Origin of the sequence: Gordonia sp. 135, from assembly GCF_009720185.1 — a bacterium.
Classification (GTDB): domain Bacteria; phylum Actinomycetota; class Actinomycetes; order Mycobacteriales; family Mycobacteriaceae; genus Gordonia; species Gordonia alkanivorans.
This window is the reverse complement of sequence record NZ_CP046258.1, coordinates 154,052-164,963: the sequence shown is the minus strand read 5'-3', so window position 1 is coordinate 164,963 and position 10,912 is coordinate 154,052. Positions and strand designations below refer to the sequence as shown.

9 protein-coding genes are annotated in these 10,912 nt (G+C 63.2%); 3 read left to right on the top strand and 6 right to left on the bottom strand.

All coding sequences use genetic code 11. From position 1 onward, the window contains the following. Positions 1-1,663 precede the first annotated feature (1,663 nt). From GKZ92_RS23520 to istA, 6 genes are all read right to left on the bottom strand, one after another. Positions 1,664-1,891, bottom strand: a complete 228-nt coding sequence (locus tag GKZ92_RS23520) for a hypothetical protein (RefSeq protein WP_155225862.1) — start codon at positions 1,889-1,891, stop codon at positions 1,664-1,666. Positions 1,892-2,066: 175 nt separating this feature from the next. Then, positions 2,067-2,903: an alpha/beta fold hydrolase gene (locus GKZ92_RS23515; RefSeq protein WP_155225861.1), complete on the bottom strand. Its 837-nt coding sequence runs from the start codon at positions 2,901-2,903 to the stop codon at positions 2,067-2,069. 58 nt (positions 2,904-2,961) lie between these two features. Beyond that, positions 2,962-3,504 carry a hypothetical protein gene (locus GKZ92_RS23510; RefSeq protein WP_155225860.1) on the bottom strand — a complete coding sequence of 181 codons (543 nt, stop codon included), beginning with the start codon at positions 3,502-3,504 and terminating at the stop codon, positions 2,962-2,964. Then, positions 3,501-4,241, bottom strand: a complete 741-nt coding sequence (locus GKZ92_RS23505) for a helix-turn-helix domain-containing protein (RefSeq protein WP_155225859.1) — start codon at positions 4,239-4,241, stop codon at positions 3,501-3,503. Before GKZ92_RS23505 ends, GKZ92_RS23510 begins: the two co-directional genes overlap by 4 nt. A gap of 625 nt (positions 4,242-4,866) precedes the next feature. Continuing rightward, positions 4,867-5,652, bottom strand: coding sequence for an IS21-like element helper ATPase IstB (gene istB, locus GKZ92_RS23500; protein ID WP_006361228.1), 786 nt, complete (start codon positions 5,650-5,652; stop codon positions 4,867-4,869). Next, positions 5,649-7,160, bottom strand: a complete 1,512-nt coding sequence (istA, locus tag GKZ92_RS23495) for an IS21 family transposase (RefSeq protein ID WP_075863973.1) — start codon at positions 7,158-7,160, stop codon at positions 5,649-5,651. The genes istB and istA overlap by 4 nt, the downstream gene beginning before the upstream one ends. Before the next feature lie 611 nt (positions 7,161-7,771). Here istA and GKZ92_RS23490 point away from each other — a divergent pair. The 3 genes from GKZ92_RS23490 (at position 7,772) to GKZ92_RS23480 (ending at position 10,898) form a co-directional block, all read left to right on the top strand. Further along, positions 7,772-9,397: a cutinase family protein gene (locus tag GKZ92_RS23490; RefSeq protein WP_155225858.1), complete on the top strand. Its 1,626-nt coding sequence runs from the start codon at positions 7,772-7,774 to the stop codon at positions 9,395-9,397. Positions 9,398-9,651: 254 nt separating this feature from the next. Next, positions 9,652-10,071 carry a hypothetical protein gene (locus GKZ92_RS23485; RefSeq protein WP_155225857.1) on the top strand — a complete coding sequence of 140 codons (420 nt, stop codon included), beginning with the start codon at positions 9,652-9,654 and terminating at the stop codon, positions 10,069-10,071. Beyond that, entirely contained in the window at positions 10,068-10,898 is an 831-nt protein-coding gene (locus tag GKZ92_RS23480; protein ID WP_155225856.1) for a hypothetical protein, read from the top strand. The genes GKZ92_RS23485 and GKZ92_RS23480 overlap by 4 nt, the downstream gene beginning before the upstream one ends. Positions 10,899-10,912: the final 14 nt, after the last annotated feature.

Below are 10,912 nucleotides of genomic sequence, written 5' to 3'. Positions count from 1 at the left end.
CCGTGTAACCCCGGAACCGTATAACGGTGGAACCCTCAAACGTTGGAACGACACAACGCTGAAAGTGCAGAACCTTTCAACGTTCTAGTGTTGTCATCTTGAAACTTTTGAACGTCGCCCAGTTACAACGTTGCGATGGCCGAACACTGCAACGTTTGAGTGTTGTAGCTATCTAAGCTTACAACTATGTAATTTGGCAACCCTACAACGTTGTCCGCGCACAACCCCTCAACCGCAAAACGTTGTAACTGGCCAACGTTGTAGCGTTACAACACCACTCAGCGGCTGGTGACGGTCATCCAGTGATGTGGTCACATCGCGCGACGACATCGCCCAGGTCTCGGTAGCCGTCCTCGCCGCATAGGGAGCAGTTGGCGATTGCTCGTCGGCGAGCTGCGGCTGCTCGGCGGAACTCGGCCTCGCGAGCTTCTTCGGCGGCCGCGGGACGGTCTTCCATGTCGCCGTGCTTCTTGAGCAGCCCTCCGAGGAGTCGTACCGGGTCGCTGGGGTCGGTGGCGATCCAACCTCCGAGGCTGACGTGGTCACGTAAGAGCTGGTCGAGGTCCGCCGGAGTCCACCCGAATTCAGCAGGTTTCGCGAGAACTGCTGCGAGCCGACCAGGGGAGCATTTTGCTGCCCACGGCGGTGCTGTAGCGCTGTGGCGCCATTTGTGACCCAGCAGCAGGCCCTTCTGATTATGCCGTGGGCGAGTTTTGAGCGCCGGCCGGCCACCTCCTGTGGTCCTGGAGTCGCGCGAAGCGCGGCCTTGGTTCTCTCCGGCTTTGCCGGTTGCTGATAGTGAGTTTTGACCAAGGGGAGAAGGGGTCCTAAAGGACCCCTGTCGGGGGTGGGGTGTCGCGAGAGGGTCGGTAGCGAGTTTGATGCGCCTGACCTGTGCATTGTTTGGCGGATGCAGGGCGTAGACACTCGCCCAGCCACGACCCTTATCTCCCTTGCGCCAGGACGCCATGCGTTCGCGGAGAGTGCGTTGCCGGCCACGAAGAACCTCGGTGGCCGCCCCAATGAGGCGGAGGAACGCAGAGGCTCGCTGGACAGTGCGTTCGCCAAGTCCTGTGCGGGCCATGATGGTTGCGACCGAGAGTCGGGAGTTCCGGCCGGTTTCCCAGTCGGCGGCAGATGCGCGCGCTGCGGCGACTTTGACGACGGCCCGTTTGCTAACTCCGCCGCGGCCGTGCTTGTCCGCCAGGGCGGGTCGCAGGGTGGGGTAGTGGAGATCGTAGGCGATCTGGATCTGCATGAGGTAGTCGATGTCGCTGTACCAAGCGGCAACACCAGCATGGGCCAGACGTGGGAGGTCAAGCCGGACGCGAGTGGGCGGTTCGATGTGGACGACACCATCTACGCCCTGGCCGATACGGATACGCACGGGTGCCGTGGTGCGGATGACGCCTCGCCGGCGTCGAGCCGGGGAGGAGCCGTGATAGAGCCGCGTTCCGCAGGCGCGCGCGAGCGCATGCGCGGATCGAAGATCACGATTCGACACGCTGGATTTGGCAGGGATTGCGGGCACCAAAGGGTGCGCGCTACCCTGAGACCTGTCCGCCAAGACAGTCCCTTCGGGGAATCAGGGAACGAGATTGCAGCCTCGTCCCTCAAACTTCACGAACGCCCTCGGTTGCAGCCGGGGGCGTTCGTCATTCAGTTAGGCGCCAAGCTGGAGCTGGATCACCTCCTGGCGAAGCTTTGCGGGGATCAAGTCGGGTCGCCCTGCCTTCTCCGCGATCGCGGCAGCAACCCACTCCGACATGGAGATCGCCACGCCGTACTGCTCCTTGAGCTTCTTGACCTCGCTCTTGGCGAGCGCCTTGATCTCGGCAGTCTGACGCATGTTCATGTGCTCGGTATGGGTCTTGAATCGGGGGTCAGGCATCGCGGCCTCCTTCATTCGGACGGTTCCCCGTCGCCGTCCACTTTGCGTCACAAGTGGGGACAAACTTGGGAACGACACGCCGAATCCGCAGACTATCCGAACATAACACGACTGTATTCGGCGCCACTTCGGTAGTGTGCGCCGAATACAGTCAGTTACCTGGGGTTTCTGCTGTTTAGCCGCGTTTCATGTGCTGAGCGATGCGGTCTGCAAGTTCTTCAGCATGCGTTTCGGGAAGCCAGTGGCTCCCACCATCGATCGCTTCGAACACCAGATCACGCACCACCTGGGGTGTTTTCCGCGCAACCGCGCCGTTGAAAAAGGCGTCGTTCGTGCCCCACAGATACAGACTGGGTGGGGGAGGGGAGGGGTTGGCAGCCTTGGCTGCGACGGTCGGCTTTACGAGATCACGCAACATCTGTCGGTACCAGTTCAGAGCTCCAGTGGCTACGCCCGGCCGATTCATCAGGTCTTGGTAGTAGGCGGCGCGGTCAGCTGGCAGATCTGAGGCTTCGAGCAGGCTGGCGAGTCGACGTTTGATGACGATCTCGGGCAGGACGGGCAATGCGATTGCGCCCATGTACCAGCTACGCGCGAGCTGGCCCGTGTGTGTCCAAGCCCAGGACAGCGCGGCGGGATGGGGTGTGGACACCACCGTGGCAGTTGCCATCCTGTGTGGGTGGCTCTTTCGCATGGTCCAGACCAACGATCCGCCCCAGTCATGTCCGATCACATGTGCAGACTCCACGCCGTGCGCATCGAGCAAAGCGACCACGTCACCCACGAGAGCAGCAACGGAGTAGTCGACCAGCTTTGTAGGTTGAGCCTGCGGCGAGTAACCCCGCAGGTCGGGGATAAGCACGTGGTAGCCGGCCTCGGCAAGGATCGATCCCACCGGCGCCCAGGAGGTCGAGTCCTGAGGGAATCCGTGGAGGAGAACAGCGGTCTCGCCATCCTTCGGGCCCAGCTCGGTGTACTGCAACGTCAGCGTGCCCGAACTGAATGTTTGCACGATGGGGATTCCTCTGCTGGCATTCTCCGGCTGGGCGGGTATGTTGCACCCCAGGTTGTCAGACCGCAGGCTGGAGGTCGATGCGGGTGGTGAGATACACAATGCGAGTGTTTGACTCTTGGAAGGCTCGACGAGATTCCCAGCCAGGACTCGTAGAGCAGGTGCTGGCAGATATTCCGGTCATTCCACCGTGGACCGTAGATGAGTTCTGCAGCTGGATCGAGAGCAAGTATGGCCGGAAAGTGGTTCTCTTGAGGGGGACCCATTCGATGTGCTGAACTCCAAGGTCCCGAGCTTCGGAGATGAGGGCCAGTCGGTCGTGCATGAGAAGGATTTGGTTGTTTTCAGCTACACACCGCGGGGTTTTCAGGTACCCGAGATCCGTGAGGCCGAAGATCTGTCCCAGTACCTCCCGGAGGTCGTCCGTCAGCACCGTTACTGACCCATCCCGCAACGCGACAATGAGGTCCTCGTCGACAGGCGCGTCAAGCAGGGTCGAGGCCTTGTCAGCGATCTCTCGGTTGGTCAGAGGCGGTTGATTTCGGGGATGAGCAAACGAAACCAGACGGTTCAACCTGTCGTGCAATGGTGGCGTGTTCATGAATCTCCTCCGACGGCCTTCGAGAAGCGGTTCTCGTAGCGTTCCGCGTCGTCTGGGTTCGGTGTCTCATACCCCGCTAGCCACCGAAGATACCGAAGGTCATCCTGATCCTGCTCGGTACCGGCCTTCGAGGCCGGTGCTCGGAGGTGATCATCCAACACCAGGATGAGGTCGTTCAGAGAGTCGTTGCGCCGCGCGATCTCCGCCTGATGCACGATCCACGCGCGCGTGAGTCGATCAATGGCGTGCCTCAGTTCTGTCACACCCTTGGCCTGCTCCTCCGACTGAATCGGTAGATCGTCAAGCGCGCGACCCTTCCGTGTCAGGTCAGCGAGCGCATCAGTGCGGACGAATACACCGTGCTCTGTGGCAGTGATGGCCCGGGCTGGCCGTCCCTCAACCAACGCAACTGCACTGGTCTCTCGCTGGTGTGGGTCGGGGATAGGCGTTGGCTCACCGCCTTCGAACGCCCGGCCTGCGCTACCGGGCAACCACCGCAGCGCATCGTCGAGCTTTGCCAGCGTGACGTAATCGGGCCGCGTCGTCGTACCACGCTCAATCTTGCGCAGCGTGAGGTCGCTGGGACCGCCAGCAAGGCGGACGTCAGCTTGCGACATCCCGAGCTCCTGGCGGCGCCTCTGAACCAAGCGCCCAAAGCGCGATGTATCGGCCACCCGTCGCACTTTAGGTGTTCGCTGCCGCCGACTGGGTGATCGCCCGGCACGCACACCTTCCATTCGCCCTACTTTCGGTGTATCTTCGGTTCTGCGAGCACGAACACCGCATGCAGAACCAGCGTTTGCACGACACTATACCGATAGTAAGGCGAATATCGCCCTTCGGGTATGTCGCGGCCCTCACGTACTTACCCATGCCCTCACGAGTAAGGAGCACGGCGAAGAGCAACGACCGAACCAATCGAGCAACTCGTGGACCGAGCCAAGGACCAGATTCCCGTCTTCACCTCGGACTCGGCCCACGAGTGCATGTGAACAGCCCGACTCAGAGCGGCAGCCAGGCATCTCGCAGCTTACGCGCGCGGAATTGAGGCATGCCGCTTCGAATTGATCGACTCGAAGCGAGGACCCGTGAATGGCTTGAACACCGATCGTCGACAGACTTCGATGGCCCCGACCGCTAGCACACTCACCGCAATCCACAGCCGCACAAATACATTCCAGCGCAGCTATGTGTCGATGTCTTTCAGGTGTGCATGCCGCCAGCCGGGCTTCGTGTGCCTGGTGGGGTCGGAATCCCTCCCGCCGTCCGCATTTGGTGCAGCGAACCGGTGCTCGGTGTCAACGGCCAGTTTGATGTCCCCGCTGGTGGCCAGGTAAAAGTCCCCACCCTGTGCGGGATGTTCTAGGTGGGTGGTACCTCCGTTCGGTGTGTCATGCGGTAGGAGTCGCCGTCGGTGATGACGATGGTGGCGTGGTGTAGGAGCCGGTCGAGGATGCTGGCGGCGGTGGTGTGTTCGGGCAGGAATCGTCCCCATTGTTCGAAGGGCCAGTGGCTGGCGATCGCGAGAGAGCGGCGTTCGTAGGCGCCGGCGACGAGCCGGAACAGTAGTTGGGTGCCGGTGTCGTCGAGTGGTGCGAATCCGATCTCGTCGAGGATGAGCAGATCTTGGCGTAGCAGGGTGTCGATGGTTTTGCCGACGGTGTTGTCGGCCAGTCCGCGATACAGGGTCTCCACGAGGTCGGCGGCGGTGAAGTACCGCACTTTGTGTCCGGCGTGTACTGCGGCGATCCCCAGCCCGATCAGGGTGTGACTCTTGCCAGTCCCGGCTGGGCCGATCAAGGCCAGATTGTGTTGGGCTCGAACCCATTCCAGTGAGGATAGGTATTCGAAGGTGTTGGCCGGGATGGAGGATGCGGCCACGTCGAACGATTCCAGGGTTTTGGTGACCGGGAACCCGGCAGCTTTGAGTCGGTTGCGGATGTTGGAGGCATCACGAGCGGCGATCTCGGCTTCGACCAGGGTCCGCAGCACTTCTTCGGGTGTCCATCGCTGGGTTTTCGCGGTGAGCAGTACCTCGGGTGCGGTGCGGCGGATCGAGGCGAGCTTCAATCGGCGTAGCGCTTGGTCGAGGTCGGCCGGTAGTGGCGGCACTGTTGGTGCAACTGATGTCGATGTTGTGGTGGTCATGACACCTCCTTGTCGCCGGCGCCGAGCTTGTAGGCATCCAGCGAGCGGGTGGGCGCGGTAGGCAGGTGCCCGAGCAGTGCTGTGCCGGCCGGTCGCGGGTTGGGGGTGCCGGCTCCGGCATCGAGGATCGAACGCACATCGGCGGCCTTGAACCGTCGGAATGCCACCGCCCTGGTCAGGGCGGTGAGCACCTGTTCGTGGCCGTGGGAGGTGACGAGCCCGAGGATGTCGTCGAGTTCACCGCTTAGGCGGGTGTTACCGATCGCGGCGGCACCGACCAGGAACTGCTCAGCAACCTCACCGAGAGCGCAGAACTGCTTCTCTGCTGCGGTTTTGGGTCGTGGTGCACGACTGGGCGGTGTGCGTGGCCCGCCGTAGTGGTCATCGTTGAGGACGACCTCTCCGGGTGCGGCCAGCAGATGTTCGGCGATCACCTCGCCTGAGGCGGGTTCGGCGATCAGGAGCCGTTCACCGTCCTGGATGAGGGTCACGGTGGTGCCGATGAGCCGGTTGGGTACCGAGTAGCGGGCCGAGGCGTACCGGATACATGAGAGGCGATCGACCTTTCGGGTGACCGGCGGTGGGCCGACTTGGGCCCGCAGAGATGGCAACGTCGACAGCACTTCTCGTTCCACATCGAGTTGCTCAGCAGGCACGCACAGTGTGTCGCTGTGGCGGCGGGTGTTGACCTCGACACACCAGTCCCGCGCGGCCCGGTTCGCTGCGTGCACATCCAGCTGCACGTCGTCACGACCAGCGGCGATCTTGGCTTCGGTCCACAACGGTTGCGCCAGATCTGACTGCGCGTACCCGCAGAGGTTCTCCACGATCCCTTTCGATTCCGGATCGGCGCCGTGACAGAAATCCGGGGCGAACCCGTAGTGGGTGGCAAACCGCACATACGAGGGGGTGGGTACGACGACGTTGGCGACGACTCCACCTTTGAGGCAGCCCATCCGATCAGCGAGTACCTTGTTGGGTACTCCACCGATCTCCTCAAAGGCTTCAGCGATGAATCCGAGTGTGGTGGTGGATGTTTCATTGGTGGCGAACCGAACGAACCGCCAGCGTGAGAACGCCAACACCGCGCAGAACATGTGCAGGCCGCCGATCACGGCCCAATCGATGACCAGGTAGTCACCCGGAGCCCACACTGCCGGGCGACGCCCACGATGGTGATCACGGCGCCACTGTGTTTTCTCCTGGGCGACGAGACGACGGAAGTTGCGGGCCGAGCCTGCATAGCCCGCCGCTCGCGCTACTGGTAGCAGACGTTTGGCGGTGATCCGGCCGTGTGACCGCTCGACTCTCTCGGCGACCAGCTCGGCGACGGTGTCGTAGTTGCGGGCCCGTTCCTTGCGATCGGGTGGTTGATCGTCGGCCTCGAACCGGTCGACCACACGTTTGACGGTCTTGTGGGTGGTGCCGCACACCTCGGCTGCGGCGCGATAGCTTCCGAGTTCTCGGTAAGCAGAAATGATGTCCATACGGTCCTTCGCAGACTTCAATGGAACTCCCAGGCGGTGATGGTGATCGGTTGGCACCTTCACCGTCATCGCCTGGGCCCTCAGTTCCGGGTCGACACGACGAACACAGGGTGGGGACTTTTATCTGGCCACCAGCGGGGACCTCGACCTGGCCACCAGTGGGGACTTTCTCATGGCCATGGACAGCTCGGTAGGGCATGTGATGCTCGCCGCGCACCCGCCCGGCCCGTTGGACGTGTGGCGAAAGGCGTGGCGTGCGGTCGCTCCTGGCGGTGCGCTGTGAACTACAAAGCAGACACAACAGCAACATTAACGGTGGCTGGCTTTACGAGTCAGGTGCCGGCAGGGCGCTGGGGGAGGCTATCTGCTGGTGGGCCATCGCCTCTTAGCACAGACTCCGGAGAGGGACGGTCAGATTGCCGTCGAACAGTCCCTCTCCGGAGCGGTGATTGGCACCTGCGCGCGAACACGATTGATTTGCCGTCGAACGGCTCGCGCGTGGTCGCCAGAGGAGGCAGTTCCCAATCTGTCGATGGGGGACTGTCCCGGTGACCAGTGTAGACGTGATCAATCCCGTCCAGAGGGGTCGACAGGACGCGCGACACTCGATCTGGGCGGCGACCCTGGCCGCAGTGGCGACGGCCGTTATCGCCCTGGCCAGTGCCGGGGTCGGAAACGTGTCAGCGGCGCCCGCGCAACCGGGAGGCTGCCCGGGCCTGATGGTGTACGCGGTGCAGGGCACCGGCCAGTCCTCGCCAGACGCCGATCCGTCAAAGGACGCCGGCTTCCTGTCCCAGGTACTCCACCCGGCGATCACGGCCGCACGCGGGGACATGGATCGTGCATATGTGCCGTACGACGCCGGCTTCGGTGGCGCGGTACCGGGCGGAAAGGTTCCCTACGAGCAGTCCGTTAGGAGCGCAGTCGCTAAGACACTGTCCTGGATCAAGGACAAAGCTGCTGCGTGCCCGGCCACAAAGTTCGGTTTGGTCGGCTACTCCCAGGGCGCCCACGTCACCCGGATCGTGTTGAACGACATCGTCAGTGGCAATGCAGCGATCAGCACCGACAAACTCGCTCTGCTGGCAAACCTCGGCGATCCCGGTCGGCCCGAGGGCGCTCCGCTGTTCCCCGGTAAGCCGGGGCAGACCTCTCCCGACCCCGTGCCGGGAACCAGCGGCGCAAACGTGTCCAAGGTCGTGGCGGTGTCAACGACCAACGCCCTGGGCGGCGGTATCGCCCCGGTCGGCGACGTCGAGGACACGTCATACCAGGCCATCGCAGGGCGCTACCTGTCCGCGTGCACGCCCGGCGATCTCGCCTGCGATGCCCCGGCGAATGCTCCGCTGGCGCGGCTGGTCACCAATATCGCTGGCCAGTCGGAACTCAACCCGGATGATCCGATCGGGTCGTTGTCGACGATCGCCGAAGCGCTGGCACTGACCGCAGTGAAGACCGCGGTGCCGGTGGTCAATGAAGATGTCCAGGCGTCGGAGAACAACCTCGAGTCCCTGAGTTACCAACCGCGACAGACTCTGTCGGAGCGGTTGGCGGTGGCCTCGGACCCTCGTACGCCGTTGCCGAGTGTGCAGGACGCGCTGTCGGCGGTGATCAAGGTGGGCACGATCGGGTTCAACGCGGTGAAGACCGTTGTGCAGACGGTGGCCACCCCCGGCACCATCGCTGCGATCGCTACTGCGGGTGCTGCGAATCCGCTGGCCATTGTCGGCATTCTGGGGGCGAAGCTGGGCCAGGCAGCGGTCACGCTGGTTCCACCGGCAACCCAGGAACGTCTTGTCTCTGAGGCGTTTACCGCGTTCAAGTCCGAGTTCCAGGCGAACTCCGACCTGTTCAAGGTGTCGTCGCTGTTGAAGTACTGGGATGCGGCCAAACAGCACACCTCGTACTCGGAGGTATCGGCGACGCCGACAGGCCAGCCCCCCACGAAGCTGATCGGGGACTGGATCGTGGCGGCCGCACGCGACATCGCCGGCAAGGACGGCGGGTCGTCGAGCTCGTCCGATAGCGGCAGCGGCGGCGATGACTTCTCGTGGCTGTTCGGCGAGGGGTCTGCTGGTTCGTCGACGTTGCCACCGAGCGCTGCGACGTCGGAACCGGCGTATCCGTGGGAGCTTGACACCTCGTCACCATCGGCTCCGTCCGAGACAGTTCCCATGGGGTCCTCACCCGTCCCGCAATCCACACCTCCTGGCGGCGGGTCCAGCCTGCCGCCGTTCCTCAGTGGGGCCTCGCAATGAGTCTGATCGTCCTCTAGGCCAACCCTTCCCGCGTGTGCGGGCGCGGGTTGTGCCGCGCTCGTGGTGGTGGTCGAACCACCACCACCTGCTAGACCCTTCCCCTCTTCCAAATATCGCACTCAGCGAATCACTCCGGAAGGAGCGAGTACATGTTCAGTGACAGTGCAATCCGGTCCCCGTTCGGGGGACATGCCTCTCACCACCCCTACCATCCGGACCGTCCCATCAGCCCGCATGCAGGTGAGCCGGCGTGGTTGAGTCCCGTCGATCTGGTCACTGCAGTCACCGACCCGGCCACATCGGTGATCCTGACCGATGAGAACGGCTGCGCGCCGAGTCGATGGGGGATGGGCAACGGTCACAGCATCGCGCGGCTCAAAGAGGCTTACGACGAACGGGCGCGGTGCGTACTGCCCGGTGACCGCGGCTACCGTCTCGACGCAAACAGCGTTGTGCTGGTGGCTGTTTCGAACGGCTCATTGCCGGAGGAGCTTCTGGTCGGCGCAACCTACCGTGACGTGTTCGACAACACGCTGCACACCATCGACCCGTTCTCCCTGACCGCGGTGCGCCGCGGTGTGTTCGGCGATGAACACCCCTTGCACTGGCACCTCGCCGCATGCGATCGCTGGACCCGCGCATACCGCCACGGGGACGAGGTGGAGTTCGGATGAGTACTGGTTGGCAGAACGATCCGAGTGTGCAGTCGTGGCTGTACACCGCCGAACCTCACCCGGACCAGCCCGGCGAGTGGAAGTCGACTCCTGCTGAGCAGGACATCACCGCACCCATCGAGGACGTCGACCATCTCGACGACGACAACTACAGCTACGCCCCTCACGAAGAGACCCAGGTCATCGAGTTTGAGGATATCGAGGATGACCCCTCCGGCGGAAACGTCTATCCCACAGTGGCAGTCACGCGCAGCACGCCGCCTCCGACGCCTCCGGCACGAGGGCAACGTCGGTGGTTGCTGATCGTGGGCGCCTCGGTGGGCGTGGTCGTCGTAGCGGTGCTCGTGATCGCGTTCTCGGTGAAGGCACTCGTTGGCGGTGGGGGAGGCGAGGGCATCCCTGATCCGGTGGCGGCGATGGACACCCCGGACCCGTTCTCCGACGCAGTGGAATGCCCCTCGACCAGTGAAGGGTCCACCACCACCGGCCGCGATCCGGGCGACCTGACCTCGGGTCCGAACGTGATCAAGGCATTCAACTACGCCTACTTCCATTGGCGTTCGGGCCCGGCCGCACGAGCGATGACTTCCTCCAACGTGCAGGGCATCGGCAGCGCCGTCGATTTGCAGTCGAGCATCGACACGCTCAATCCCCAAGCGCGCTACTGCCTCTCCATCGACGAGACCGGCGCCAACAGCTACCGCGTCGAGGTCACGTTGATCCTGCCCGACGGTACCCCCGACCCCGACCCCGACGTTCAGAACATCACCACCACCCCGATCGGCGAACGCATCTACATCGCTTCCGTCACACGAAACAAGAAATAGAAAGGTCACCCACC

Excerpts from the sequence above, each read along its gene's own strand:
- GKZ92_RS23520 (WP_155225862.1), bottom strand. The coding sequence starts at position 1,891 with ATGCCTGACCCCCGATTCAAGACCCATACCGAGCACATGAACATGCGT.
- GKZ92_RS23510 (WP_155225860.1), bottom strand. The coding sequence starts at position 3,504 with ATGAACACGCCACCATTGCACGACAGGTTGAACCGTCTGGTTTCGTTT.
- GKZ92_RS23505 (WP_155225859.1), bottom strand. The coding sequence starts at position 4,241 with ATGGAAGGTGTGCGTGCCGGGCGATCACCCAGTCGGCGGCAGCGAACA.
- istB (WP_006361228.1), bottom strand. The coding sequence starts at position 5,652 with ATGACCACCACAACATCGACATCAGTTGCACCAACAGTGCCGCCACTA.
- GKZ92_RS23480 (WP_155225856.1), top strand. The coding sequence starts at position 10,068 with ATGAGTACTGGTTGGCAGAACGATCCGAGTGTGCAGTCGTGGCTGTAC.